The 25,703-nt window shown below is 43.1% G+C and carries 25 protein-coding genes; 13 read left to right on the plus strand and 12 right to left on the minus strand.

Annotated elements, in window-relative coordinates; translation table 11 throughout:
• Both ACINWC323_RS09645 and omp38 read right to left on the minus strand, forming a co-directional pair.
• A partial coding sequence (locus ACINWC323_RS09645; protein WP_009512098.1) for an outer membrane beta-barrel protein occupies positions 1-314 on the minus strand: 314 nt, incomplete at its 3' end.
• 456 nt (positions 315-770) lie between these two features.
• Complete coding sequence (omp38, locus tag ACINWC323_RS09640; protein WP_009512100.1) at positions 771-1,814, minus strand: outer membrane protein Omp38; 1,044 nt, start codon at positions 1,812-1,814, stop codon at positions 771-773.
• A 365-nt stretch (positions 1,815-2,179) separates the two neighbouring features.
• Between omp38 and ACINWC323_RS09635 the strand changes: the two genes are divergently transcribed.
• The 3 genes from ACINWC323_RS09635 (at position 2,180) to ACINWC323_RS09625 (ending at position 4,558) form a co-directional block, all read left to right on the plus strand.
• A complete protein-coding gene (locus ACINWC323_RS09635; protein ID WP_009512163.1) occupies positions 2,180-2,695 on the plus strand; it encodes a GspH/FimT family pseudopilin in 516 nt (171 codons plus the stop codon).
• Positions 2,696-2,806: 111 nt separating this feature from the next.
• Positions 2,807-3,982, plus strand: coding sequence for a thiolase family protein (locus ACINWC323_RS09630; RefSeq protein WP_009512175.1), 1,176 nt, complete (start codon positions 2,807-2,809; stop codon positions 3,980-3,982).
• 132 nt (positions 3,983-4,114) lie between these two features.
• A complete protein-coding gene (locus ACINWC323_RS09625) occupies positions 4,115-4,558 on the plus strand; it encodes a VOC family protein (protein ID WP_009512172.1) in 444 nt (147 codons plus the stop codon).
• Between the two features lie 54 nt (positions 4,559-4,612).
• Here ACINWC323_RS09625 and ACINWC323_RS09620 read toward each other — a convergent pair whose 3' ends face one another.
• The 5 genes from ACINWC323_RS09620 to ACINWC323_RS09600 form a co-directional block, all read right to left on the minus strand.
• Positions 4,613-5,098 carry a DUF934 domain-containing protein gene (locus ACINWC323_RS09620; RefSeq protein ID WP_005259410.1) on the minus strand — a complete coding sequence of 162 codons (486 nt, stop codon included), beginning with the start codon at positions 5,096-5,098 and terminating at the stop codon, positions 4,613-4,615.
• Positions 5,091-6,734: a nitrite/sulfite reductase gene (locus tag ACINWC323_RS09615; protein ID WP_005226932.1), complete on the minus strand. Its 1,644-nt coding sequence runs from the start codon at positions 6,732-6,734 to the stop codon at positions 5,091-5,093. The genes ACINWC323_RS09620 and ACINWC323_RS09615 overlap by 8 nt, the downstream gene beginning before the upstream one ends.
• A gap of 173 nt (positions 6,735-6,907) precedes the next feature.
• Positions 6,908-9,313: a glucose/quinate/shikimate family membrane-bound PQQ-dependent dehydrogenase gene (locus tag ACINWC323_RS09610; protein WP_009512096.1), complete on the minus strand. Its 2,406-nt coding sequence runs from the start codon at positions 9,311-9,313 to the stop codon at positions 6,908-6,910.
• A 144-nt stretch (positions 9,314-9,457) separates the two neighbouring features.
• Positions 9,458-10,681 (minus strand): carbohydrate porin, encoded by a 1,224-nt coding sequence (locus tag ACINWC323_RS09605; protein WP_171062192.1) that lies wholly within the window; start codon positions 10,679-10,681, stop codon positions 9,458-9,460.
• A gap of 144 nt (positions 10,682-10,825) precedes the next feature.
• A complete protein-coding gene (locus ACINWC323_RS09600; RefSeq protein WP_009512118.1) occupies positions 10,826-11,944 on the minus strand; it encodes a CaiB/BaiF CoA transferase family protein in 1,119 nt (372 codons plus the stop codon).
• Positions 11,945-12,423: 479 nt separating this feature from the next.
• Between ACINWC323_RS09600 and ACINWC323_RS09595 the strand changes: the two genes are divergently transcribed.
• Together ACINWC323_RS09595 and ACINWC323_RS09590 are read left to right on the plus strand one after the other, a co-directional pair.
• Positions 12,424-13,437 carry an AraC family transcriptional regulator gene (locus tag ACINWC323_RS09595; RefSeq protein WP_005226928.1) on the plus strand — a complete coding sequence of 338 codons (1,014 nt, stop codon included), beginning with the start codon at positions 12,424-12,426 and terminating at the stop codon, positions 13,435-13,437.
• Positions 13,438-13,530: 93 nt separating this feature from the next.
• A complete protein-coding gene (locus tag ACINWC323_RS09590; RefSeq protein WP_009512138.1) occupies positions 13,531-14,016 on the plus strand; it encodes a GNAT family N-acetyltransferase in 486 nt (161 codons plus the stop codon).
• Position 14,017: 1 nt separating this feature from the next.
• On the opposite strand, the gene ACINWC323_RS09585 is transcribed toward ACINWC323_RS09590, so the two are convergent.
• On the minus strand, positions 14,018-14,449 hold the full coding sequence (locus tag ACINWC323_RS09585) for an NUDIX hydrolase (protein WP_009512170.1): 432 nt from the start codon (positions 14,447-14,449) through the stop codon (positions 14,018-14,020).
• Positions 14,446-14,991, minus strand: a complete 546-nt coding sequence (locus tag ACINWC323_RS09580; RefSeq protein ID WP_009512129.1) for a P-loop NTPase family protein — start codon at positions 14,989-14,991, stop codon at positions 14,446-14,448. Before ACINWC323_RS09580 ends, ACINWC323_RS09585 begins: the two co-directional genes overlap by 4 nt.
• Before the next feature lie 173 nt (positions 14,992-15,164).
• Between ACINWC323_RS09580 and ACINWC323_RS09575 the strand changes: the two genes are divergently transcribed.
• The 5 genes from ACINWC323_RS09575 to ACINWC323_RS09555 all read left to right on the plus strand — a co-directional run bounded on the left by ACINWC323_RS09575 (position 15,165) and on the right by ACINWC323_RS09555 (position 20,239).
• On the plus strand, positions 15,165-16,370 hold the full coding sequence (locus ACINWC323_RS09575) for an acetyl-CoA C-acetyltransferase (RefSeq protein WP_009512092.1): 1,206 nt from the start codon (positions 15,165-15,167) through the stop codon (positions 16,368-16,370).
• 10 nt (positions 16,371-16,380) lie between these two features.
• On the plus strand, positions 16,381-18,516 hold the full coding sequence (locus ACINWC323_RS09570; RefSeq protein WP_009512164.1) for a 3-hydroxyacyl-CoA dehydrogenase NAD-binding domain-containing protein: 2,136 nt from the start codon (positions 16,381-16,383) through the stop codon (positions 18,514-18,516).
• Between the two features lie 167 nt (positions 18,517-18,683).
• Positions 18,684-18,905 carry a hypothetical protein gene (locus tag ACINWC323_RS09565; protein ID WP_005226923.1) on the plus strand — a complete coding sequence of 74 codons (222 nt, stop codon included), beginning with the start codon at positions 18,684-18,686 and terminating at the stop codon, positions 18,903-18,905.
• A 66-nt stretch (positions 18,906-18,971) separates the two neighbouring features.
• On the plus strand, positions 18,972-19,826 hold the full coding sequence (locus tag ACINWC323_RS09560; RefSeq protein WP_009512159.1) for a patatin-like phospholipase family protein: 855 nt from the start codon (positions 18,972-18,974) through the stop codon (positions 19,824-19,826).
• A gap of 182 nt (positions 19,827-20,008) precedes the next feature.
• The gene (locus ACINWC323_RS09555; RefSeq protein ID WP_009512091.1) at positions 20,009-20,239 is read left to right on the plus strand and encodes a hypothetical protein; all 231 of its coding nucleotides are present in this window, start codon (positions 20,009-20,011) and stop codon (positions 20,237-20,239) included.
• Between the two features lie 25 nt (positions 20,240-20,264).
• Here the strand turns inward: ACINWC323_RS09555 and ACINWC323_RS09550 are convergent, their stop codons facing one another.
• Both ACINWC323_RS09550 and ACINWC323_RS09545 read right to left on the minus strand, forming a co-directional pair.
• Positions 20,265-20,693 carry a GNAT family N-acetyltransferase gene (locus ACINWC323_RS09550; RefSeq protein WP_009512086.1) on the minus strand — a complete coding sequence of 143 codons (429 nt, stop codon included), beginning with the start codon at positions 20,691-20,693 and terminating at the stop codon, positions 20,265-20,267.
• Between the two features lie 17 nt (positions 20,694-20,710).
• Positions 20,711-21,928: a class I SAM-dependent methyltransferase gene (locus tag ACINWC323_RS09545; protein WP_009512083.1), complete on the minus strand. Its 1,218-nt coding sequence runs from the start codon at positions 21,926-21,928 to the stop codon at positions 20,711-20,713.
• Positions 21,929-22,028: 100 nt separating this feature from the next.
• On the opposite strand from ACINWC323_RS09545, the gene trhA reads away from it, so the two are divergent.
• The 3 genes from trhA to lpxO all read left to right on the plus strand — a co-directional run bounded on the left by trhA (position 22,029) and on the right by lpxO (position 25,150).
• On the plus strand, positions 22,029-22,670 hold the full coding sequence (trhA, locus tag ACINWC323_RS09540; RefSeq protein ID WP_032881476.1) for a PAQR family membrane homeostasis protein TrhA: 642 nt from the start codon (positions 22,029-22,031) through the stop codon (positions 22,668-22,670).
• A 102-nt stretch (positions 22,671-22,772) separates the two neighbouring features.
• The gene (locus ACINWC323_RS09535; RefSeq protein ID WP_009512089.1) at positions 22,773-24,083 is read left to right on the plus strand and encodes an MFS transporter; all 1,311 of its coding nucleotides are present in this window, start codon (positions 22,773-22,775) and stop codon (positions 24,081-24,083) included.
• A gap of 161 nt (positions 24,084-24,244) precedes the next feature.
• Entirely contained in the window at positions 24,245-25,150 is a 906-nt protein-coding gene (lpxO, locus tag ACINWC323_RS09530; RefSeq protein WP_005226913.1) for a lipid A hydroxylase LpxO, read from the plus strand.
• Positions 25,151-25,216: 66 nt separating this feature from the next.
• Here the strand turns inward: lpxO and ACINWC323_RS09525 are convergent, their stop codons facing one another.
• Positions 25,217-25,624 carry a hypothetical protein gene (locus tag ACINWC323_RS09525; RefSeq protein WP_009512085.1) on the minus strand — a complete coding sequence of 136 codons (408 nt, stop codon included), beginning with the start codon at positions 25,622-25,624 and terminating at the stop codon, positions 25,217-25,219.
• Between the last annotated feature and the right edge of the window lie 79 nt (positions 25,625-25,703).

Genomic DNA, 25,703 nt, shown 5'->3' on the forward strand with positions numbered 1-25,703 from the left:
TCAGAAGTCACATAAGCATTACCAGCAATGTTACGACCTTTATAATCGTTATTGGTGCTGGTATCGCCTTTAATTTGGCTATATTCAACTTCTGCACCTAACCAAGGTGTAATTTCTACACCCAGTGCAGCACCAACGAATAAATCGTCATTTAGCTCTGGACTTGGAGTTAATTGACCTTTATCACCATGATTATTATGTTCAGTATCGAACATGGTGTAACCAAGCATTAAAGGAGTGACAGTTACGCCTGCATTTGCAGCAGCCAAAGGTGCGGCAACAAGCAGAGCAAGTGCGATACGACTTAATTTCATGGATATCCTCCAAAAACAAAAAATTGTTTGTTCTGTAAACGCGAATAAATTTTTTGAATGCTGAGAAATAGTTTTGTTGTATCTTTTTCAGGCATTCACCTTAGCTTAAATCATACAAATACCCGATCAATTTTCCAAGTATTTAGTAACATTTGCTCAGGTATCACCCAAAAGATGTATCTCTCTTCAAAAAACTTAGAAAATTCTAAATTTAACAATATCTAACAAAGCTGTGAGAGCTTATCACTTTTTAATCAAAATTTTAACAAGCTATCAAAATCTTTTCAAGAAAGCTAAATAATTCGAGCATGTTATTGGCAATAAAGTCCAGTTTCATCTTCAGTCACTCTTAAAAATATTAGGTACCTCTTTGCTCATCAACATCACGTAAAGCTTTTTCAATATAAAAAAAAGCGACTCTGACGAGTCGCTTTTTATTCAGTTCAAAAACTCAAATTATTGAGCTTGCTGACCTGGTTGTACAAGAACAGTACGGCTACCAGAAATCGCAGCGAATACGCGACGGTTCATAGCACGACCTTCTTTAGTTTTGTTGTCAGCAATCGGTTGATCCCAAGCAAAACCTTGAGTTGACAAACGAGATGCATCAACGTTGTATTCATTTACAAGTGAAGATTTAACAGAGTTCGCACGCGCTAAAGATAAACGCTCGTTTAACTTACGTGGACCAGTGTTATCTGTGTGACCTTCGATACGAGCAGTCGCATTCGGGTATTCAGCTAACTTCTCTGCAACTTTCGCAATTTCAGACTTGTATTGTGGTTTGATATCAGATTTGTTGGTATCAAAGAACACACGAAGTTCCATGTTAAGGTCTTCAGTCAACTCTTGTGGTTGTGGAGCAACTGGAGTAGGTTCAACTGGAGCAACTTCTACTACTGGCGCAGCAGGTTTCAAGTGACCACCAAGAACGACGTTCAAACCAGCAAGTGCTGTATAGTTCCAGAAATCTTCATCGATGTTATAAGTACCACGAGCTTCTGTACGAAGAGACAAAGCATCGTTCAAGCGCCAGAAAGCACCAAAACCTGCATTACCTAAAGTACCTTCTTCTTTATTACCACGAGTACCGCGGTCTACATCATCAAACTTGTATTTGTAGTGACCAGCACCTAACAATACATATGGCTTGATTTTGCTGTCATAGTTTTTAGTGATCAAATCAGAAGTAACATAGAAGTTACCGTTGATTTGTTGTTGCTTGTATTCAGCATTTGCAGCAGCAGCGTCAACATCACCTTTAACTTGGTTATATTCAGCTTCAAAACCTAACCAAGGCGTTAATTCAACACCTAATGCCGCACCAACAAATAAATCATCCTGGATTTCAGGACCATTTGTTAAATGCTTATCACCATTATTGTGTTTAGTGTCTTGGAATGTGTAACCAAGCATTAATGGAGTTACTGTTACGCCAGCATTAGCAGCAGCTAAAGGAGCAGCAACAAGCATAGCAAGTGCAATACGACTCAATTTCATGGATATCCTCCAGAGATAACAATTGTTTGTTGTGTAAGCTCAGCCTATGATTTTTCGTACTGAGAACATTAATGTTCTACAACATTATTTTCAGCCATTCACTTCACTTTGAATCATACAAACACTTGATGAATTTTCCAAGTGCTTGATAACTTTAACCTCGTAAATTATTGACAAAATTGCTTACAATTTCCGTTGTAGTTCCGTAAATTTTCAATTTCCATACAGCTTTTAATAGATTACTGTCTATGAATCTATGCTTAAGTATTATTTAACTTATTTGTTAGTTATTTTCACTATCACAAATAAGAAGTACCCTTAACATATTGTTAATAAAAAATTTAATAAAAATAGACAGGAAAAACATGTTTAGACCACATGGATTTACATTGAGTGAATTGCTTACCGTGTTCAGTATTCTGGCAATTCTCAGCTTTATGGCCCTACCACATTTTCACGACTTAATGGTTTCAAGCGAAGCTAATTACTTAAAAAGAAACCTCACAATTCATATACAAAAAGCAAAAACCGATGCACAGCTTTATCATAAAAATGTGATGCTCTGCCCAAGTAATAACTTAAATGATTGTGGTACAGACTGGAATAAAGGCTTTATCGGATTTATAGATAGCAACCACAATAGAAAACGAGATCACAACGAAGTCTTGCTCTTTGCGGTTGCCCTAAAGCTTAAATACGGCGATCTTCATTATAATGCTTTTGGTGCTACTCCCAATGCAATCATTTTCCAGGGTGAAAATGGACTGCCCTTTGCTGCAAATGGCAGTTTTACTTACTGTTCAACTTCGCCTGACTACCATACTAAAATACGCTTAAGCCGCATGGGCAATATCCGCTTTGAGAAAATATCCAGCTGTTAAAAACTCCTCAGTCTAGCTTAAAAAAAGTAAAACACTTTATTCCGGTTGTTTTTTTAATATACTGCTTAAGTTTGGAACATTTTTTATAAATTATAAGTGTGGAGACACATAATGACTGACATCGTAATTGTTAATGGCGCTCGTACTGCAATGGGCGGCTTCCAAGGTGCATTATCAGGTGTAACAGCGCCTGAGTTAGGTGCTGTAACGATTAAAGAAGCTATTGCTCGTTCTGGCCTGCAACCAACTGATATAGAAGAAGTCATCATGGGTTGTGTATTACCTGCTGGCCTCAAACAAGGCCCAGCTCGTCAGGCAATGCGTAAAGCTGGCTTACCAGACTCTACTGGTGCAGTCACCATCAACAAGCTTTGTGGCTCTGGCATGAAAGCGGTGATGCAGGCAGCAGACATGATCAAGGCCGGTAGTGCCGAGATTGTGGTTGCGGGTGGTATGGAATCAATGACCAATGCGCCTTATGTATTACCTAAAGCACGCGGCGGCTACCGTATGGGCCATGGTGAAATCAAGGATCATATGTTCCTTGATGGTCTTGAAGATGCAGAAACAGGTCGTTTAATGGGTTCATTTGCTCAGGACATGGCAAATCAACGTCACTATACTCGTGAACAAATGGATGATTTCGCGATCCGTTCTTTACATCGTGCACAGAAAGCGATTACTGAAGGCTACTTTAAAGACGAGATCGTCCCTGTAACGGTTTCTACCCGTAAAGGTGATGTGGTTGTTGATCAGGATGAACAACCTTTAAGTGCCAAAATTGATAAAATCCCGTCACTTAAACCTGCTTTCGCAAAAGACGGTACTATTACCGCAGCGAATGCAAGTTCGATTTCTGATGGTGCCTCTGCACTGGTCCTTACTTCAAGCGAAGTTGCGGCACAACGCGGTTTACAACCTTTGGCAAAAATTATTGCCACAGCGTCTAACTCACAGCACCCTTCTGAATTTACCATTGCTCCTGTCGGTGCAATCGAAAAAGTATTGAAGAAAGCGGGCTGGGATGCACAAGAGGTTGACCTTTGGGAAATCAATGAAGCATTTGCGATGGTGACCATGTGCCCGATTGATGATTTCAAACTGGATGCAGAGAAAGTGAATATCAATGGTGGTGCCTGTGCATTGGGTCACCCTGTTGGTTCTACAGGTTCTCGTATCATCCTGACCTTGATTCATGCCCTTAAACGCACAGGCGGCAAAAAAGGTGTTGCAGCACTGTGTATCGGTGGTGGTGAGGCAACAGCGGTTGCAATTGAATTGATCTAAGGATCGATCGATTAACTGAAAAATCCTGCCCAGCGCAGGATTTTTTGTTTTGGCAATTACAAAAAATAATGCACCCATTGTTAAATTCCCGATAAGTTATGCTGTGAATAAAAAAACAACAGGACGTCCCCCATGCAACTGAATCATTATTTAAATTTCAAAGGACAAACCGAACAGGCGTTTAATTTTTATAAATCGGTATTTGGCGGTGAGTTTGCCATGCTCAGCCGCTATGGTGATATGCCACCCACAGAAGGAGTCTCTCTTTCCGAAGCCGATAAGAACCTGATTCTGCATGTTTCTTTACCGATCAATGAATTTACGGTATTGATGGCTTCGGATGTCAACGACCAATTCTGTGCCCCGCATAGTGTGTTTACCCAAGGCAACAATCACTATATTTCAATTAACCTCTACCCTGATGAACTTGAGGATGCGCAAAGACTTTTCGATGCCTTATCGGTCAATGGTCAAGTTGAAATGCCCTTGGAAAAAACCTTCTGGGGTGCACTCTACGGTGCTTTTACCGATCAGTTTGGAATCAAATGGATGATCAATTGTCAGCTCGATGAATAAGCTTGAGAAAATAAAAAAAGCTGAACCAGAGTTCAGCTTTTTATTGCAGAAGGCTTAAGCCCCGGTCTGATAACTTGCTTGCGGCACGGCAGTTGAAGCTTGATAAGGATTGGTAAAGTCCTGAAGACCCGCAGCGGCTTCATGAATATCCTTACCTTCTTTCACCACAAAAGTGTCAAAGCCAGAACGTTTTAAATAATTTAGAACATCCTTGAAGATATCACCGACCGCACGCAATTCACCTTGGTAGCCTTGACGACGCAACAATGCAGCAAATGAATAACCACGGCCATCATTAAAACCGGCAAACTCAATAAAGATCGCATCAAATTCATTGAGTGGAAATTGATGGGTTTCAGGTGAATCGTTTACTGTAATGTACAATGCTTTTTTGCCTTGTACCTGTGCCAATTGATCAAGTTGTGCCGTGGTTAATACCACATCACCTTGTGGAAGCGCACCATCTTCTGCAATGACTTGATAAGTATTGTCTGCAATTGTGCCATCTTTAGAAAGCACTTGTAGCGATGTATTAAGCATAAGCACGCTCCTTGAATGGTTGAATGCCAACACGGCGATAGGTATCAATAAAACGCTCACCTTCATTACGCAAATCAAGGTAAGTATTCAGGATTTCCTCAATCACATCAGGTACCGCATCTGCTGCAAAAGATGGTCCCAAGATATCGCCTAAAGATGCATCATGATCTGCATGGCCACCTAAAGTGATTTGATAGAACTCAGCACCTTTTTTATCAACACCGAGAATACCGATATTGCCGACATGGTGATGACCACAGGCATTCATACAGCCCGAGATATTCAGGTCAAGCTCGCCAAGATTGTAAATCGTATCCAAATCTTCAAAACGACGGCTAATTGCTTCTGAAATTGGAATTGATTTGGCATTGGCCAATGAACAGAAATCCCCACCCGGGCAGCAGATGATATCGGTAATAAAGCCGATATGCGCACGCGCCATGTTGTGATGTTCAAGGGTCTGCCACAATTCAAATAAATCTTTCTGTGGTACGTCTACCAATGAAATATTTTGTTCGTGCGTGGTACGGAACTCACCAAAGGTGTACTTATCCGCCAAGTCTGCGATTAAGTTCATTTCTTCAGAAGTGACATCACCCGGCGCAACCCCTGCACGTTTCAAGGAAATCGTAACAATACGATAGCCTTTCACTTTATGTGCATTGGTATTGACGTTAAACCACTGTTTGAATTTTGGATGCTCGGCAAACAATGCTGTGAAGTCTTGATCTTCCAGATCCTGATAATCAAATGGCGTAAATTCTTCATCCATTTTTTTCAGGATTTCAGGTTGAATCTTTAACGCTTCACGAGTGTGTTCAAATTCAGCTTCAACTTTTTGCGCAAATACTTCTGGTGTTAATGCTTTTACCAGAATCTTGATACGTGCTTTATATTTGTTATCACGACGGCCATGCAAGTTATAAACACGTAAGGTCGCTTCAAGATAGGCAATCAGATCTTCGCGCGGCAAGAATTCACGAATCACGCTACCAATGATCGGGGTACGGCCCAAACCACCACCTGCCATGATCTTATAGCCCATTTCACCCGCATCATTACGCACCAGATAAACACCGATATCATGGAATGCTGTTGCAGCACGGTCTTTCTCTTGCAAGGCAGATACTGCAATCTTGAACTTACGTGGCAAGAAGGCAAATTCAGGATGGAAAGTACTCCACTGGCGAATCAACTCACAGGTCGGACGTGGATCGGCAATCTCGCCCGCTACGACACCCGCAAACTGATCTGTGGTGGTATTCCGGATACAGTTACCCGAAGTTTGTACCGCATGCATTTGCACTGTTGCCAGTTCAGCAAGAATATCAGGCACATTTTCTAATGCAGGCCAGTTCAACTGAATATTTTGACGGGTGGAAACGTGGGCATAACCACGGTCATATTCCGTCGCAATTTCAGCAATTTTTCTGAGTTGTTTGGTATTCATCAAGCCATACGGCACAGCGATACGGAGCATTGGCGCATAACGTTGTACGTATAAACCATTTTGCAAACGTAGTGGACGATATTCGTCTTCTGTTAATTTTCCTGCTAAATAGCGTTCTGTCTGATCACGAAACTGAGCAACACGTTGGTTAATCAGTTGTTGATCGAAATCCGTATATAAATACATGGCGTATGGCTAGTCATTCATTATAAAGGCGACTAGCATAGCGAGCTTTCATTCATCAACAAAATGCTTTTTTTGCATATTTAATAACGGTTTTATTGATAAGCCTATCTAATTGCCATAAAAAGAAAAAGCCCAGACGAATCCGGGCTTTTTAAGATGATTTCTAAATGAAATTAGTTCTTATCTGGCAAAGCATAAGCAACTAAATAATCACCCATTTTGGTACCAAATGAACCATGTCCACCGGCCATAATCACCACATACTGTTTACCATTGGCTTCATAAGTCATTGGTGTTGCCTGTCCACCGGCTGGTAAACGTGCTTCCCATAACTTGTCACCATTTGAAACATTGAAGGCACGGATGTAGTTATCTTGGGTTGCACCCACAAACATCACGTTACCGGCTGTCGAGATTGAACCACCTAGACCAGGTACCCCAATTTTCACTGCTGGCAACTGGAATAGATTTGGCAAGCTGTCACGGATGGTCCCGATACGTTTTTTCCAAACCACATCATGGGTTTTCAAATCCACACCAGCCACATAGCCCCAGCCCGGTTGTTTACACGGTAAACCGAATGGTGACAAGAACGGACTGATTTCAACCCCATATGGCGTACCATACATCGGTTGCATGCCTTGTTCCGTACCTGCTCCTTTCGCGGTTTGAGGACGGTTTGGATCCGCAGGAACCAAACGGCTGACAAATGGCAGGCCAATCGGATTCATGACAGCAACCTGACGATCTGCATTCACAGACATACCGCCCCACTCGAATACACCGAGGTTACCAGGGAAAACTAATGTTCCGTTTTCAGAAGGTGGCGTATAGATACCATCGTAGTTTAGACGTTTAAATTTCACACGACACATTAACTGGTCAAACATGGTGGCACCCCACATGTCCTTATCAGTTAACTTGTCTTTCGGTGCTAAGTTAAAGTCAGAGAAAGGTTGGGTTTTTGAATAGAACTCACCTTTGGTCTGTGGTCCCCACTTCACGGTTTGTGGTACCGGTTTTTCAGTGATCGGTACAATTGGCTGACCATTACGGCGATCTAAAACAAAGGCATTGCCTGTTTTGGTCAAGACATAAATCGCTGGTACAGTTTGCCCCGATTTATCCTGAATATCCGCCAATGAAGGTTGTGATGGTACATCCATATCCCACAAGTCATGATGTGTGGTCTGGAAATGCCAAACCAGTTTACCCGTGGTGGCATTGATCGCCAGCATTGAGTTGGCATAACGCTCTTTCAGTTCGGTACGGTCACCGCCCCAGATATCTGGCGTACCTACACCTGTCGGTACATAAACAATGTCCAGTTTAGGATCGTAGGCCAACGGTGCCCACGCATTTGGTGAGTTATGCACAAAAGTCGTGTCTTGACCAGGCATCGCATTTGGATCAGCAGCACCCGTATCAAATACCCATAACAGCTTACCAGTATTGACGTCATAACCACGAATCACACCAGAAGGTTCTTTGCTCGAATAGTTATCCGTTACTGAACCTGCAATCACGACAGTGGTACCAGACACTATACCTGGCGATGTCGGGTTATAACCACCTGGATACGCATATGGCATGAACTCTTGCAAGTTCACTTCGCCATTTTGACCAAAGTCAGAACATGCCTTACCGGTATCCGCATTCACTGCGACTAAACGACCATCGTTAACCGGAACAAAGACTTTACGTGGACACTCGGTAGAGACCGACTTCTTCGCCTGTAAACTGGTTGCAAATTCAGTGGTATTGGCAGCATCGTAGTACATCACACCACGACAGGTTAAATGCTGGAAAGTTTTATCGGTTTTGAGTTTAGGATCAAAACGCCATTTTTCCTTACCTGTTGCCGGGTCAATCGAGATCAAATGCTGATGTGGCGTACAGATAAACATGTTATTGCCAATCTTGATTGGCGTGACCTGATTGGTGGTTTCACCTGAGTCATTTTCAGTTCTGAAATCACCGGTACGTAAGGTCCAGGCTACCTTCAGGTCTTTGACGTTTTTGTCATTGATCTGGGTCAATGGAGAATAGCGCTCGCCCCCCTGACTACGACCATATGCAGGCCAGTCTTCGGGTGCAATCCCGTCAACCGCTTTCGCTTGCGCAGGTTGTGGTGTCTGGATGACGCCATTGATTTCCTGAGGATCATTGAAGATCGAGTACACCATCACCACAATCGCAATTGCTAAGGTTGATGATAATGCCACCTTGCTTGATGCCAGATTATCAATACCACGTGTCACTGCAGGAATAAGTAACCAGAGACCGAGAATACCCAGAATATCAAGACGTGGTGCCAGTGCCCAGAAGTCTGTACCCACTTCCCAGATACCCCAGATCACACTTCCTAGCATGAGGGCAGCATAAACCCATAACGGGCCTGAAGCGCGTTTATAAAGTTGTACTGCCACAATCAGCAACAGCACACCTGCAACTACATAGTAAAAAGACCCGCCGATTGCAGCAAGCCAGATACCGCCGATGAGCAAGAACAACGCAATGAGGGCGATAATGATCACCGTCAAGGTTCTAAGCCCAGATTTTGAAGCAGATTGATTCATAAGATCACCTTGCATCTTTTGTATTTGTAGATCCATCCAGCGCAGACATGATCGACTGGATGGTCGAGTTCAAATCACAACAAGTATTTTGCAGATACAGTCCGTTTTATGAACGCCATCTGCAAAATTGCTCGAGTACCGAAATTAGAAAATGGTTTGGAACTTGATGCCGCCCACCCAGGTTTTATCGCCATCTTTCAATGCGCCCACATGGTGTACATATTGAATATTTGGACGGATGGTGAGCCAGTTGGTAGCATGAATGCCGTAATACAACTCGGTGTTGTACTCTTCATCCAGCAAACTGTTATTTTCATCATTGGCATGGATACGTGCGACACCCAAAGCCAGTTCGTCTTGCGGACGCTGGTCCAGTAAACCTTTATAGATCAGACCGACATTTTGCATGTCTTTAACTGCATTGGTTTTGGAATCATGTACCGTGACATTGACGAAACCAGTTAAACCACGATCCGACTGACCATCATGACGGGTTAACTGTTGTTTTACGGTGAACCAGCCACCTTGTTTGTGTCCGGTTTTGGCAGGATTTTCAATTTCTGCGGCATCAGCCGTACTGTAGTAGTAGCCAAAACGGTATTCGCCAGGTAAAGACAATGCACCGAGTTTTGGTGTCCACACCACTTCAGCCGGGATAATCGCACCACGTGAACCATCCGTACTTAAATTGAAACCTTTACCACGCTGCAAGTTTTCAGGGTTGTATTCGTACGCCCCGATTTGTGCATACAGGTCAGGCTGCAAGTTGTATTTGACACGTAATGCCCACTGGCTAACTGGCCAGTTGTACCATTGATCGCCGACCCAGTTACCGACCTGCGAACCACATAAAGCCAGGTTCTGGAAGTCACAGGCAAAGCTGTTGAAATCTTCACCTTCACCAAAACGTCCGACTTTAATATCCAAGGCCTGATCTAAAAATTTCTTTTTGATCCAGAGATCCGTCAGGCGCCAAGTTTGACCACGTCCCCAGACTTCCTGTACAGAACTCTGGTGGCCTTGTAAACCCTCTGCAGTTTGTGACAAAGACTGACCATCACGGTAAGTGACTGTGATCTGTGCCTCAGTATCTTGCCAACCTAAAATTTTATTCAGGTCGAAATTGGTACCCAAAGCCAGTTGTCCAGTGAATTCACTGCCATGGCTTGAGTGCTGTTTAGAATCTAAAACCCCTGCAAATTCACCCGTGTAATCAGCAGAAAATTTGTAACCCTGTTCTTGCAACGCCGTGCGTTGACCGTTCCAATCACCAAACAGCCATTGACCATTTGGGTCAAAGGCAGCAGAAGCGGCTTGAGTTTGATGTGCAAAAAGACTCAATGATAGAACGGATAAACAAGAAACAATCAATGACTTCGAGATTGTCATGTTTACGTAACCTTTTATGTTATTGTGTATAAAAGGTTACTCTTATTTTTAAATTACAACTTATTCAAAATGTTAACGATCTGTACAATATTTTAACAATCAGTGATTAGTCGCACATATTTTCTACCATTTACCCTCCCCCAAACCCTGACCGATAAAGGCATACTTCATTTGAGAACGGGAAAACTTAATAGGACAGGCCAACTGTGGCTCAGTTTGTGAAGTATTTCTAGATAAAGGCACATCCACCACCCAGCCGCGTTGTTGGGCCATTGGTGAGGCCAATGCTTCATCCAGACTGAGTACCGGTTCCACACAAATATCCAGACTCTGGAACAGATGTTGCCATTCTGAGAAATTCTGGGTCTTAAACTTATCTCGTAGCGCTTGTTTTACAGCTTGACGATCTTCAGGATCAAAAGAGGCACCTTTGGCTAACAGTACGGGTAAGTCTAAAGCAGCAGCCAAACCCGCCATAAACTGAGGCTCTAAACTTCCAACCGAGAAATAACGCCCATCTTTGGTTTCATAATAGTCGTAGAAACTCGCACCATTAAGCATGCCAGCTTCAGGCGCCTGTGCAGTTTGCCCGGCCAGACTGGCAGATGCAGCCATACTATTCAGACTCGCGACACAATCGGTCATGGAAATATCAATATACTGTCCCAAACCACTGCGTTGACGCTCTACCACGGCGGCAAGAATACCAATCACGGCATGTAAAGAACCGCCTGCGACATCGGCAATTTGAATTCCTAAAGGCGGCGGTCCACTATCCTGACGTCCACTATGCCCAGAAACACCCGCCAAGGCTAAATAGTTAATGTCATGACCAGCCCGATCTTTATAGGCGCCTGTCTGACCATAGCCGGTAATTGAGCAATAGATCAATCTTGGATTAATCTCAGCCAGGGTCTCATAGTCCAAGCCTAAACGGCGCATCACATCGGGACGGAACTGCTCCAGCACAATATCGAACTCGGAGATTTTAGTTTTGATCAGTTCAATATTGGCGGCATCTTTTAGATCGAGTGCGATTGACTGCTTGTTTCGATTGAGATAACTATGTGCAGTGGCCTGACCATTCGCATAGGGTGGCATAATCCTTACCAGATCGGGACGTGTTGGAGATTCAATATGGATAACTTCTGCACCCATGTCGGCAAGGTACATACTGGCAAATGGTCCTGGTAATAAAGTAGAAAAATCGAGGACTTTCAATCCCTTTAGAGCAGATGGCATGATAATTTTTACTCAATTTGTTCAAATTTTCTTTTATACTAGGTGTGGATAAACACAAAAACAATGTCATGTTCAGCCATTTACCTTGATAGTTTCGGCAATTTAACATGTATACAAGGCGCAATTATTTTTCTTGTCAATTGCCATAGGGCTTGTTAATTGATCATATATATGTTGCGTTGTTAGCAAAAATTTTATCAGACGAGACATGAAACGACAGGAATGATAATTCATTTCCGAGTTTCATAACGATGGATGAGGAAATTTTTGCCACAACCCTACGGGACAAAGGCATTTTTTGATGCTACTGCGTTATGTCATGCTCATTTAGAAGTACTAAACTTCACAAGCCATGCCTTGTACCATCTAAAAAATGTCTATTGTCGCAGCTATATCTGATCAACCAACAAGCCCTTTTTTATTTTAGACGGTTATTTAGGTCAATTATCGTGAATAGTAAAGAAACTGAAGGATTCAATATGAGCCGTGATACGATCAGCATCCACTTCGTGAATGCGGCTTTAACAGGTGTTAAACGCCTAGGCATGGACGTTGAAACGTTACTTTCACATGTCGGTATAGAAGCAGAATTACTGCGCCAACCGAAAGCTCGAATCTCTCCAGAGCAGTACACCCGTTTTATCAAGATGTTATGGATGGTTACTCAAGACGAACATGTCGGTTTTGATGTACAACCACGCCGTCTTGGTACTTTTGCCATCATGTGTCAATTAATTATTCATTCTAAAACACTCGGACAGGCTCTGGAACTTTCATCTCAGTTCTACAAGTTGTTTGGCGACGAGTGGGCGGTGAGCCTGGAACGTGACAAGCACGAAGCCCGTTTGGTTCCGCACATTCCTAAAGCGCTAGATCCGGATCACTTCATTACTGAAAGCATGCTGATGATCTGGCACGGTCTTGCGTCATGGTTAATCGAACGTCGTCTCCCTTTAGAACGTGTTCATTTTGGTTATGAACGTCCTAATCATGCCGATGAATATGATGCATTATTCTTCGCTCCGGTCATGCAGTTTGATGCGCCACGTACCGAAATTACTTTTGCTGCGGATTATCTTGATCTTCCGATCCGTCAGGATGAAAAGACTTTAGAAGAATTCCTGAAAGCTGCACCAGCACAATTGTTAGTAAAATTCAAAAACACCAATTCACTTACTTCACGTATTCGTGATGTATTAAAGAGCCAGATTGGTGAAGAAATGCCAACGCTTAATGATGTTGCTGCAATGTTGTACTTATCACCACAAACCTTGCGTCGCCGTCTGGCTGCCGAAGGTAAAAGCTACCAAGGGGTCAAAGATGCCTTGCGTCGTGATGCAGCGATTCATTTATTGTTGACTCCAAATCTCACTCTTGAAGATGTGGCTCAGCAAGTGGGCTTTAGCGAAACCAGTACCTTCCACCGTGCTTTTAAGAAATGGACAGGTGTCACTCCTGGTTTATATCGTCAGTTACACGGCCATCACAACTAATTTTTCATTCGAGTGTTCAACAAGAGATTGTTGAACGCTCTTTTAAAACTATGGTAAAAAATAAGCTTAATTTTACGATAAGCTTGAACATCAATGATCATAAAAAAAGCTGACTTCACTCACCCACAAGTCCAAAATCTCATTCATCTCCATTTGTATGGCCTTCATCAGAACACACCTATTGAACATAGTTTTGCATTAGACCTGAGTAGTTTGCAAAAAGATTCTATTAGTTTTTATACCTTATGGAATGACGATCAATTACTGGGCTGTGGCGCAATCCAAGAGCTGACACCCGATCATGCAGAAATCAAGTCTATGCGGACTCATCCTGATCATTTGCGTCAAGGCGTCGCAGCACAACTGCTTAAATTTTTATTAAAACTCGCTCAGCAACGTCACTATCAAAGAGTAAGCTTAGAAACAGGAAAAGACGTTCACTTTGATGCCGCAATCAAACTTTATAAGAAGTTTGGTTTTGTTGAAGGTGCTGCTTTCGCAGAATATAACGAATCACCCTACAACCAATTCTTTCATTTAGATTTATCGAATGAGTCTATAAACTCAAGCTTGAGATGATCTACGCATTGAATAGCCATTGCTCAATGCCTTTTGGATAAACTGGATATTGATTGAGTGCGATTTGTTCTCGACTCAACCACTGTGCGATATAGGTATGTCCATTGGTTTCGCAACCCTGTATGTGATGTTGCTTGTAGATATGTGGGTCTATAAATTCAGCCTCATATACAAACACAATTTCATGACCTTGCTGTCCATCGAAAGTGAACAAATTCTCCAACACACCTAATAATCTGGATTTGCGAATCTGCTGCTGAATTTCTTCAAAAACTTCTCGTGCAATTGCCTGTGTAGATGTTTCTCCAAACTCAATACCTCCACCAATTGGCCTAAAATAGATTTCATCTTTACTTGGGTCATAGCCTTGTGACAATAAAACCTTATCTTGGTATCGAAAAATACAGAGTGCTTTGGTTTTAATGGCTGTCATGGTGTCGGCTTTATCTGCTTTAAAAATATTGCGGCCTGTTTTGGCGAAGTCAAACGAATAAATTGGATATGCTGATACTGAGGATCCTTGATCATGGCTAAATACTTTTTACGATTTTGAGCATGATGGGTAACCATCCATAAAATAATAGAGTCCTTAGATAAAAAACTGGTTTTGAAACTCTCTCGATTATTGGAATTTTCCCATAATCTTTTTTGTGTTAGCGCTCGACTAATTGCTCGTTTAACTGAGCGGTACAGATTTAACGAAAATGAATAATCCAGCCAAATAATCGTATCAATATATTTAAGCTTTAAATCCAGTGTTCGAGAATAATTACCATCAAGTACCCATCCTCGAGGTGCCTGATCAATTTGACTTTGTAATTTAGCAAAAAACTCATGATCTGGCGTTTCCTGCCAGTTATCCAGCCAAAACAAATCATCCATTTCAATATGCGACAAACCTAGCTTGTGCGCGAGCTGACGGGCAAAAGTCGTTTTCCCAGCAGCAGATGTTCCCACAATATTGATAAATTTCATTCGAAATCTTGAGCTGTTGCCTGAATTTCCATCATAAAGAAAAAATGATTTTTACTGCAAGCTGAGAAATTGGCGAAAAACATCAAACTTGCCAACGTTTATCATCATTGCACTGACCTTTAAATTGAGTACACTCGATAAACAACAATTTTAAGGTGATACAAGGAAAACCTATGAGCGAGGCCTACATTATTGATGCCATTCGCACGCCACGCGGAAAAGGAAAAAAAGATGGCTCACTGCATGAAGTCAAACCGATTACTTTACTCACATCATTGCTGAATGAATTACAACAACGCCATCAGCTCGACACGTCAAAAGTGGATGATATCGTTTTAGGTTGCGTCACCCCGATTGCTGACCAAGGTGGTGATATTGCCAAAACCGCAGCGATTGCAGCGGGCTGGAATGACGATGTTGCTGGTGTGCAAATCAACCGTTTCTGTGCATCTGGTTTAGAAGCTGTCAATTTGGCCGCACAAAAAGTCCGTTCAGGTTGGGAAGATATCGTCGTTGCAGGTGGCGTTGAATCGATGTCACGTATTCCAATGGGTTCTGATGGTGGTCCGTGGGCACTTGATCCTGAAACCAACTTAAAATCGTCTTTTGTTCCTCAAGGGGTCGGCGCTGATCTGATTGCCACTTTAGATGGCTATAGCCGTGAAGATGTCGATGCTTTTGCAGTCGGTTCACAACAAAAAGCAGCTGCAGCTCAAGCCAATGGCTATTTCGATAAATCAGTGGTGCCTATCAAAGATCATTCAGGTGTACTGATCTTGGAAAAAGATGAATTTATTAAAGGCAATACCACCGTTGAAGGGTTGGCAAAACTGAATGCCAGCTTTGAAATGATGGGACAAATGGGCTTTGATGCCGTTGCATTACAGAAGTACCCAGAAGCACAGAAAATTAACCATGTGCATCATGCAGGTAACTCCTCAGGCATCGTCGATGGGGCTGCAGTAGTGTTATTGGCTTCTGAAAAAGCAGTGAAAGAACAAGGTTTAAAACCACGTGCCAAAGTATTGGCAACGGCATTGGTCGGTACCGATCCAACCATTATGCTGACAGGTCCTGCGCCTGCTGCGCGTAAAGCCTTGGCCAAAGCTGGCTTAACGATTGATGATATTGACCTGTTTGAAGTGAATGAAGCCTTTGCTGCCGTAGTGATGCGTTTTATTAATGAGCTCAAGGTTCCGGCCGAGAAAGTCAATGTGAATGGCGGTGCAATTGCGATGGGGCATCCATTGGGTGCAACGGGTGCCATGATTTTGGGTACTTTGCTGGATGAATTAGAGCGTCAAGGTAAAAAACGTGGTTTGGCCACATTGTGTGTCGGTGGTGGAATGGGGATCGCCACCATTATTGAGTTGGTGTAAGGAGCACAACATGAGCGCTATTAAATACGAAAAAAACGCTGACAATATTGTAATTCTTACCCTTGATTCATCGGGTCAATCTGCCAACACCATGAATGCAGAATTCCGTGAGTCACTCCAACAAGTCAGTCAAAAGCTCAAAACAGAAACGGATCTGAAAGGTATTATTTTCCGTTCTGCCAAGAAAACCTTTTTTGCTGGTGGAGACCTGGATGAACTGATTCAGGTTCAGCCTGAACATGCCACTGAATTTTTCAAGATGATTGAAGAGCTCAAGGGTGACTTACGTGCGATTGAAACTTTAGGCGTACCTGTTGTTGCTGCCTTAAATGGTACGGCGCTCGGTGGCGGTTGGGAAATTGCTCTAGGCTGTCATTACCGTATTGCCATTAATGATCCAAAAACCAAGTTTGGTTTGCCTGAAGTCACTTTAGGTTTGCTGCCAGGTGGTGGTGGTATCGTGCGTATGGTACGTTTACTGGGCCTGCAAAATGCATTTCCGTTCCTAATGGAAGGCAAGCAATTTGGTGTCGATAAAGCAAAATCACTCGGTTTGGTACATGACACCGCCGAGAATGAGCAAGAGCTGTTAGATAAGGCGATTGCCTGGGTCAAAGCCAATCCAAAGTCACAGCAACCTTTTGATGTTAAAGGCTACAAAATTCCGGGTGGCGATCCGAAAACCCCTGCTGTAGCACAAGTACTTGCCATTGCACCTGCGATGCTACGCGATAAAACCAAAGGTTGCTACCCTGCGCCTGAAGCGATCATGGCGGCAGCAGTAGAAGGTGCGCAGGTTGATGTTGATACTGCCTTGCGTATTGAGTCGCGTTACTTTACGCAACTTACAGTCGGTCAGATTTCCAAAAATATGATCGGCACCTTCTGGCATGGCCTCAATGCCATCAAGTCGGGCGCAAGCCGCCCTGCAGAAGTTGCAAAATGGCAAGCCAAGAAAGTCGGTGTTCTGGGTGCAGGTATGATGGGTGCAGGCATTGCCTACTCGACGGCAATCAAAGGCATCCCTGTGATCCTGAAAGATGTCTCGGTTGAAAATGCAGAGAAAGGTAAAGCCTACTCTCAAAAGCTTCTCGACAAACGTGTTTCTCAAGGTCGTATGACCGCAGAAAAACGTGATCAGGTTTTAGCGCTGATTACGGCAACCGCTGATGCAGCAGATCTGCAAGGCTGTGATCTGATCATTGAAGCGGTGTTTGAGAATCAGGAATTAAAAGCCAAAGTGACACAAGAAGCTGAACAATATTTGGCAGAAGGTGGCATCTTTGCATCAAATACCTCAACCCTACCAATCACGGGTTTAGCAACGGCAAGTAAAGATGCCAAGAAATTCATTGGCCTACACTTCTTTAGTCCAGTAGATAAGATGCAACTGGTTGAAATTATTAAAGGCAAAGAGACTTCTGCGGATACCTTGGCGAAAGCCTATGACTTTGTACAGCAAATTGCCAAGACGCCGATCGTCGTCAATGACAGTCGTGGCTTCTTCACCAGCCGTGTGTTCGGAACCTTTATTCAGGAAGGGATGCGTTTACTTGCAGAAGGCGTACATCCAGCCAAAATTGAAATGGCGGCATTGAAAGCTGGTATGCCGGTTGGCCCACTGGCGATTCAGGATGAAGTCTCTTTAAGCTTGACTGAACATGTTGCTAGCGAAACCCGCAAAGCCTTGCAGGCTGAAGGTAAAGATTTACCGAAAACTCCTGTCGATGACGTGGTGCATACCATGATTCACGAGTTGAATCGTAAAGGTAAGGCAGCAGGTGCCGGTTTCTACGACTATCCTGAAAATGGCAAAAAGCATTTATGGGATGGACTCAGCCGTTGGCAGAAAGACAACACTATTTCTGAACAGGACATGATTGACCGCTTCCTGTTTGTACAGGCGCTGGATACTTTACGTTGCTATGAAGAAGGTGTTTTAGAGTCTGTGATTGATGCCAATGTCGGTTCAATTTTTGGAATCGGTTTTGCACCGTGGACAGGTGGGGCGATTCAATTCCTGAATCAAAACGGGATTGAGCAATCCTTGCAACGTGCTCAACAACTGGCAGACCAATATGGTGAACGTTTTGCGCCACCACAACGCTTAAAAGACCTCGCGCAGAGAAAAGAAATCATTCAATAATTTTATGCTCTCTGCGTTGCAGATCAGCCCGTATGGAACTCGTTGTCTGTACGGGCTTTTTTCTTTTTTCAATGGCACGCCAGCAAAACTTACGAGCATTACGTCACGATTTATGCTATAACCACCAACAGTTTTGCTTTAATTTTTTTGTCCTTTGGAACTATCTTATGTCTGAGAAACTCTGTCCAGAAACCTCACCGTGGGGTTGGAAAGCATTAATTATCACCTGTATTCTAAGCTTTATTTTTATGGTGGTTTTCTATTTAGCCATGAATAACGAGCCAGATTATATGCCGATGAACAAAAATAAAGTGGCGCCTCAGTCTGAAATGTCACAATCATCCATGATGTCTGAAACTAGCATGGAAAACCACCAGCACAATCACTAAAGTGTTATTGTGGAATATGATAAATCCGTGTAAAACCTGGATTTATCATATTATTCGAGATATTCAATGCTTCAACAAAATCGTCAGGCACTGGTTGTTGAAGGTGGTGGAATGCGCGGTGCATTCACCAGCGGTGTCTTAGATGCATTTTTACAGCAACAGTTTAATCCCTTCGATCTCTGTGTTGGTGTTTCTTCCGGTTCAACCAATGTCGCCAACTATCTGGCTGCACAACAAGGCCGTACCCTACAGATCTACTTAGATCATTCGCTTCGAAAAGAATTTATTCATTATGGCCGTTTTTTCAAAGGCGGTGACCTGCTCGATTTAAAATGGATGTGGGATGTCGTAGAAAGCGAACATCCACTGAATCAGGCACATTTATTTGCCAGTCATCCTGAGTTTTATATGGTCCTCACCCACGCCATTACCGGCGAGGCCACCTATATTAAAGCTTCAAAAGACAATATTCTGGATGGCCTAAGGGCCTCTAGCTCCATTCCGGTACTGACACGCCAAGCCGTTGAGGTGTTTGGAGAGCCTTATTTCGATGGCGGTGTAGCAGATGCCTTGCCGGTACTTTGGGCAGCACAACAGCATGATGTTTCCAAATTGATGGTCGTACGAACCCGCCCCCAGAATTATTTTAAAGCGGGCAGCAAAGGCGATCAGTTCCTTGCAAAATACCTATTCAAGCAAAATCAAGGCTTTGCAAAAAGCCTATTGTCCAGAACACAACGTTATAATGATTCGGTTCAGTTTGTACGCACCCCATCAGGACAAAAAATTCTGGAAGTCTGCCCACCCGATCTGAAAAACATGGCAGGCCGACTGACCAAGAATAAGGCCAAAATCCGCTATAGCTATGATGTAGGTTTAGATGTTGGCTTACAGGCCATCGAAGACTGGAACAAACTTTAAATCCGATATTAAGACAGGATCAGCGTGGTCATGCTAATCCTGTCCTTAGCTCTTCCGAATATTCCACTTTCAATTGTTCTCATTAACTCAATAGAATTCACATTGCTATTTTTAGACTTGGCAACAGCAGCGAAAAAGGCGCAAAATCTGCTTTTATTTTTTTATTTATTTGGGAATTGATTATGAATAAGCAGCCATCCCCACAAAAAGATTTAAATGAAACCGTATTGGGATGGAAATTTGTCATCATTGTTGGGGTACTCAGTACCATTTTTTTAAGTTTTTTCTATTTAGCGATGACCCAAGAACCTGATTATATGCCTGGCGCGCAACGCAAGGCACAACAACAGAAAGCGCATGCTCAGGAAGCTGCGCCGGCCAGTTCCGAAGTAGCGGAGCAATCTAAGCAGTAATCAGATCAATGAAGCCAATGACAGCTTAGTTCTTTGCGGTGATTGGCATGATCATTTCAATATGAGGAATACCACATTCATCATATGCCTCGCCTTGCACTGCAAATCCAAGCTGCTCATAAAATGAAATCGCATGCACTTGTGAGGATAAATGCAGAAATTCACGCTGCTGCTGTCGTGCATAAGCCAGAATCTCTTGCATGATCATTTGGCCAAGACCTTGCCCCCGATAAGCCTTCAGTACTGCAACTCGCCCCACACTATTATTTTGTAATAATCGTGCTGTCGCAATCGGCTGATCCTGATCATAAAGAACAAAGTGTTGTGAGATCGCATCTTGCTCATCCCACTCATCTGCTTCCGCAATACCTTGTTCCTGAATAAAAACCAATGTCCGGATCAATTTCGCGTCTTGCTGTAATTGATCCCAAATGCCCTGTTTGACTTGATACATCGTTTTCTCTGTTTGAATTAACACTTACAGCCAATATTCTCGACTGGCATCTGATCTTGCAATAAAAGTTCCAGACTTTGCTTCTCAATCCCATACATCGCTTTTAAGGCTTGAATCTGCTGCATAATTTTAGCATCAGGTTGTTGTATATCTTTGCGCTTGGTCGCCAGAATCATTTTATTTTTGCTGGTATGTTCCAAAGATACAAATTCAAATACCTTGGTTTCATAACCATAGGCTTTCAGCAACAAGGCACGTAAGCTATCTGTCAACATTTCTGCCTGCTGTCCGGCATGAATGCCAAACTGAAGCATCGGCTGTAACACCTCTGGGCTTTGTAATTGTGGACGTAGCTCTTTATGACAGCACGGCGCGCACATGATCATGGATGCATTGAGACGAATCCCGGTATGAATGGCAAAATCCGTTGCAATATCACAGGCATGTAATGCAATCATCACATCCAGTTTTTCTGGTTGATAGCTCCGAACATCACCTTCAAAAAAGTCCAGGTGATTAAAACCGACCTGATCAGCCACATGCTGGCAGAACTCCACCAGATTGGAACGCAGCTCCACCCCAGTGATTAAAGGCGTCTTTTGCTGTGCTTGCAAATAATCATATAGGGCAAACGTTAAATAACCTTTACCTGAACCAAAATCGACAATATTTAATTCCTGTTGTGTAGCATCGATCTGTTCATAGGCATTGGAAAAGATCTCAATAAATTTATTAATCTGTTTCCACTTCCGTGCCATGCTAGGCACGATTTGCCCTTTTTCATCGGTAATACCAAGATGTTTTAAGAACGGGCTTTGCTGTTGCACATAACGCTGCTTTTCACGATTATGCTGCTGTTGTTCAAGCTTGTCCGTTGCTGCCTGTTTTTTCTGGTGGGTCAACATGGCTTTCTTTTTATTTTTCTTGAGCTGAATATCTTGATTCAAGGTAAATAAATTGGCCTGTTTAGATTGTGCCAATAATTCAGCAATCTTTTCCAGCCCTTCGGTAATCGAATAGTTTTTGGTGATGTCTTGAGTGGTATGGTGATACAAACACGACAAAGTTGCCTGCCCTTGCAGTTCAATCCTACGGAAAGTGATTTTCTCTAAATGTGCCAGTTCCCCTTTGTACTGACTCAGAATCAGCCGATCAAAGCTTTTATTTTCAATAGATTGCTGGATATCCAAGAAAAACTGCTGTTCTTGTTCAAAAGAAAAATTCGGCGCAAACATAATGAAAACCTGACAAATAGAAACTAAATTTTAAAGCGTCTTACTTTAAAAGGGAAATTGCATTACGATACAGTTGTATTTTTATGCACCTGATCGCTTGATGAACTCAAAAACGTTGCTGGACTATGACCCCAAAGAAGAACTGATCAATGCCTATAGTCATGGACTTGGCGCTGCCCTTGCTTTGATTGCTTCCATTTTTCTGATCGTTAAGGGCCATGCACTGCCCTTAGGCCAATGGATGAGTTTATGGGTCTATGGCTTTAGTCTGGTATTGCTACTCAGCAGTTCCATGCTTTATCACTTTGCAATGGATGAACGTAAACGCTACTGGTATAAAAAGCTGGATCATACTGCAATTTATTATCTGATTGCAGGTACCTATACCCCGTTTCTGAGTATTGCGATTCCCACCGCCAAAGCTCACTACCTGCTGATTGCCTTATGGATCATAGCGCTGATCGGCACCCTGTTTAAGCTGGTCTTTATTCACCGCTTCCAGAAAATTTCTCTGGCAGCCTATCTGTTGATGGGCTGGCTCGCCATTCTGGTGATGGATGATATGCAGCGTTATCTAAGCAAAGAGGCGATACAACTCTTAATTGCAGGCGGATTGGCTTATACCATCGGCACATTGTTTTATGCGTTAAAAAAGGTAAGATATACTCACGCAATTTGGCATGTTTTTGTGCTATTAGGGGCAGGATTACACTTTTTAGCAATCTACTGTTATGTATTATAAGTCCTTATATAGCATTCAGTTTTTCTAAGTAAAACTGCACATTCAAAAGGAATTTTTCAAGACAGACTTCTGTTTCTTGAACGAATAACATGAAGGTCTTGTATGTCGTCAAGCACTACGACTGCCACCCCGGAAGTGGCCAGCAATTCAAAAGTACGGGTATTATTTGCCAGCCTTGTCGGTACTACGATTGAGTTTTTTGACTTTTATATCTACGCCACGGCCGCTGTACTCATTTTTCCACATTTATTTTTCCCCGAAAGTAGCGATGGTGCTGCCGTTCTAAAATCACTGGCAACCTTTGCCATCGCCTTTATTGCACGCCCGATCGGCGCGGCACTGTTTGGGCATCTTGGTGACCGGATCGGTCGTAAAGCCACCTTGGTGGCTGCCTTGCTGACCATGGGTATTTCAACAGTGTGTATCGGTCTGTTACCGACTTATGCGCAGATTGGCCTTGCAGCCCCGCTCCTGCTCGCCTTATGCCGTCTAGGACAAGGTTTAGGTCTGGGTGGTGAATGGAGCGGTGCCGTATTGCTCGCTACGGAGAATGCACCAGAAGGCAAACGCGCCTGGTATGGCATGTTCCCGCAACTCGGTGCGCCGATCGGCTTTATCCTTGCTACAGGCTCATTTTTACTGCTGAATGCCTTTATGACAGAACAGGCGTTCATGACCTGGGGCTGGCGTATTCCATTTATTGCCAGTGCAATCTTGGTCTTGGTTGGCTTGTACATCCGTTTAAAGTTGCATGAAACACCGGCCTTCCAGAAAGTCTTGAATAAGCAAAAAGAAGTCAATGTACCTTTCAAGGAAGTCGTGACCAAACATTTGCCCATGTTAATCCTGGGTACCATCGCCGCCATCTGTACCTTTGTGGTGTTTTATCTCACCACGGTTTTTGCCTTGAATTGGGGCACCACCAAACTCGGTTATGCGCGCGGTGAGTTTCTGGTGTTACAACTGTTCGCAACCTTATGTTTTGCTGCCTTTATTCCCCTCTCTGCGATTTTTGCAGAGAAATTTGGCCGTAAAAACACTTCGATTGCAGTCTGTGTACTTTCTGCCTTGTTCGGACTTTGCTTTGCACCGTTATTAGGCTCAGGTAATCCACTGTTGGTGTTCTTGTTCCTGTGCATCGGTCTTGCGATTATGGGTTTAACCTACGGACCAATTGGTACCGTACTGTCAGAGATTTTTCCCATCTCGGTCCGTTATACTGGCTCTGCCTTAACCTTTAATCTGGCAGGTATTTTCGGTGCCTCTTTTGCACCTTATATTGCGACCAAACTGGCTGAAAGTTATGGACTGGGTGCAGTGGGCCTATATCTCAGCTGCGCGTCGATCCTGTCTTTAATCGCTTTTTTACTGATTCGTGAAACCAAACATGATGATGTAAATAATCAGATTTAAGCACTGAATTTCAGATGATCTGTAAATAACCGATCCAGATCATCTGAAATACCATTCAATTTATGCTGTTTTATCTTATAAAGTTGCTTTTGCAACTGCATTCTTCCAAATATTTTTTGTGCTAAAATAACCGCCTTTATTTTTTCTTAGACGATTGTGTTATGTACGCAGTGATTATCGTTGCCGTATTTTTAATCAGCTTCTTATATACCTATTTACGTGGTAAAGAGCGCTTAAAAGCATCTCGACAATTATTTGACCATTCGACATTTTTAGCACCGATTAACATGTTTATGACGGGCTTTTCCAAATTGCCGAACCAACCTTTCTTTGATGTGGCACAGTTCCCTGAACTCAAACCACTACAAGATAACTGGCAGGTGATTCGCGAGGAAGCCATTCAGCTACAGAACCAGATTAAAGCTTCTGAAAAAAATAATGATGCGGGCTTTAACACCTTCTTTAAACGTGGCTGGAAACGCTTTTATCTGAAATGGTATCAAGATAGTCATCCGTCAGCACAACAACTCTGTCCCAAAACCGTAGCACTACTGGAAAGTATTCCCTCAGTGAAAGCGGCGATGTTCACCGAGCTTCCTTCCGGAAGTTATCTGGGTAAACACCGTGATCCTTATGCCGGTTCGGTACGCTATCATCTTGGCTTGGTGACTCCGAATAGCGATGACTGCTTTATTGAGGTTGATCAGGAGCGTTATAGCTGGAGAGATGGTGAAGCCACTGTATTTGATGAGACCTTCGTGCACTGGGCTGAGAATAAGACCGATGAAACGCGCATTATCCTGTTCTGTGATATTGAACGACCAATGAAATGGGGCTGGGCACAAAAGTTCAACCACTGGTTTGGCCGTAATGTCATGTCAGCGGCAAGCTCACCCAATGATGACCAAGACAAGACTGGTTTCATCAACCGTATTTTTAAATATGGTTATGCAGTACATCATTACGGTCGTGGTTTAAAAGAACGTAATCGTCCACTGTACTATGCTTCAAAGTGGTTGTTATTTGCGATTATTATTGGCTTGATTCTGCTGCCAAGTTTTCTGTAAAGCTGTTGGTGTAGCCATAAAAAAAGAGATGCGATTGCATCTCTTTTTTTATTCCGAAGCGACTGCTTATTGAATCGCTTGAGCTGTTTGAGTGCCCGCAGTTTGTGCAGCAGCCGCATTCGCCGCCTGAACTGCAGTTTCACCAATTAAAGCAATCTTCGCTTTCTCTTGGCTTTTTGCAGATAATGCCGGGTTTGATGCCACAATACGATTGATGTTGGCAGAGTTCGCTGGTGCAATTGCTGCAGTTTGCAATACGATTGGACGGTTACCTGTTTCGCCTAAAGTATAGCGAATACCGGTACGCGGGCTGACCACAGTCGTCACTTCACGCTTGACTTGCGCTTCTGCCGTGTTAGTACCTTTTGCTGCCAATACTTTATCAACAGTCGTGGTTTGTGGAGCTTGAGCTGCAAATGCAATACCTGACACTGCAGCACTTGCCAAAATTAAAAGTTGTAATGGTTTTTTCATTGTCTTCCCGCTTTTAATGCGAATTCAATCAAGATCTGTAAGTTCAATAATGAAACTACAAAGCTGCCATTGACTCAAG

This window comes from Acinetobacter sp. WC-323, from assembly GCF_000314615.1.
GTDB lineage: Bacteria > Pseudomonadota > Gammaproteobacteria > Pseudomonadales > Moraxellaceae > Acinetobacter > Acinetobacter courvalinii.

What these genes read in the sequence shown, in the direction of transcription:
- omp38 (WP_009512100.1), bottom strand. Translation starts at nt 1,814, where the DNA reads ATGAAATTGAGTCGTATTGCACTTGCTATGCTTGTTGCTGCTCCTTTA.
- ACINWC323_RS09635 (WP_009512163.1), top strand. Translation starts at nt 2,180, where the DNA reads ATGTTTAGACCACATGGATTTACATTGAGTGAATTGCTTACCGTGTTC.
- ACINWC323_RS09630 (WP_009512175.1), top strand. Translation starts at nt 2,807, where the DNA reads ATGACTGACATCGTAATTGTTAATGGCGCTCGTACTGCAATGGGCGGC.
- ACINWC323_RS09625 (WP_009512172.1), top strand. Translation starts at nt 4,115, where the DNA reads ATGCAACTGAATCATTATTTAAATTTCAAAGGACAAACCGAACAGGCG.
- ACINWC323_RS09620 (WP_005259410.1), bottom strand. Translation starts at nt 5,098, where the DNA reads ATGCTTAATACATCGCTACAAGTGCTTTCTAAAGATGGCACAATTGCA.
- ACINWC323_RS09615 (WP_005226932.1), bottom strand. Translation starts at nt 6,734, where the DNA reads ATGTATTTATATACGGATTTCGATCAACAACTGATTAACCAACGTGTT.
- ACINWC323_RS09610 (WP_009512096.1), bottom strand. Translation starts at nt 9,313, where the DNA reads ATGAATCAATCTGCTTCAAAATCTGGGCTTAGAACCTTGACGGTGATC.
- ACINWC323_RS09600 (WP_009512118.1), bottom strand. Translation starts at nt 11,944, where the DNA reads ATGCCATCTGCTCTAAAGGGATTGAAAGTCCTCGATTTTTCTACTTTA.
- ACINWC323_RS09595 (WP_005226928.1), top strand. Translation starts at nt 12,424, where the DNA reads ATGAGCCGTGATACGATCAGCATCCACTTCGTGAATGCGGCTTTAACA.
- ACINWC323_RS09590 (WP_009512138.1), top strand. Translation starts at nt 13,531, where the DNA reads ATGATCATAAAAAAAGCTGACTTCACTCACCCACAAGTCCAAAATCTC.
- ACINWC323_RS09585 (WP_009512170.1), bottom strand. Translation starts at nt 14,449, where the DNA reads ATGACAGCCATTAAAACCAAAGCACTCTGTATTTTTCGATACCAAGAT.
- ACINWC323_RS09580 (WP_009512129.1), bottom strand. Translation starts at nt 14,991, where the DNA reads ATGAAATTTATCAATATTGTGGGAACATCTGCTGCTGGGAAAACGACT.
- ACINWC323_RS09575 (WP_009512092.1), top strand. Translation starts at nt 15,165, where the DNA reads ATGAGCGAGGCCTACATTATTGATGCCATTCGCACGCCACGCGGAAAA.
- ACINWC323_RS09570 (WP_009512164.1), top strand. Translation starts at nt 16,381, where the DNA reads ATGAGCGCTATTAAATACGAAAAAAACGCTGACAATATTGTAATTCTT.
- ACINWC323_RS09565 (WP_005226923.1), top strand. Translation starts at nt 18,684, where the DNA reads ATGTCTGAGAAACTCTGTCCAGAAACCTCACCGTGGGGTTGGAAAGCA.
- ACINWC323_RS09560 (WP_009512159.1), top strand. Translation starts at nt 18,972, where the DNA reads ATGCTTCAACAAAATCGTCAGGCACTGGTTGTTGAAGGTGGTGGAATG.
- ACINWC323_RS09555 (WP_009512091.1), top strand. Translation starts at nt 20,009, where the DNA reads ATGAATAAGCAGCCATCCCCACAAAAAGATTTAAATGAAACCGTATTG.
- ACINWC323_RS09550 (WP_009512086.1), bottom strand. Translation starts at nt 20,693, where the DNA reads ATGTATCAAGTCAAACAGGGCATTTGGGATCAATTACAGCAAGACGCG.
- ACINWC323_RS09545 (WP_009512083.1), bottom strand. Translation starts at nt 21,928, where the DNA reads ATGTTTGCGCCGAATTTTTCTTTTGAACAAGAACAGCAGTTTTTCTTG.
- trhA (WP_032881476.1), top strand. Translation starts at nt 22,029, where the DNA reads ATGAACTCAAAAACGTTGCTGGACTATGACCCCAAAGAAGAACTGATC.
- ACINWC323_RS09535 (WP_009512089.1), top strand. Translation starts at nt 22,773, where the DNA reads ATGTCGTCAAGCACTACGACTGCCACCCCGGAAGTGGCCAGCAATTCA.
- lpxO (WP_005226913.1), top strand. Translation starts at nt 24,245, where the DNA reads ATGTACGCAGTGATTATCGTTGCCGTATTTTTAATCAGCTTCTTATAT.
- ACINWC323_RS09525 (WP_009512085.1), bottom strand. Translation starts at nt 25,624, where the DNA reads ATGAAAAAACCATTACAACTTTTAATTTTGGCAAGTGCTGCAGTGTCA.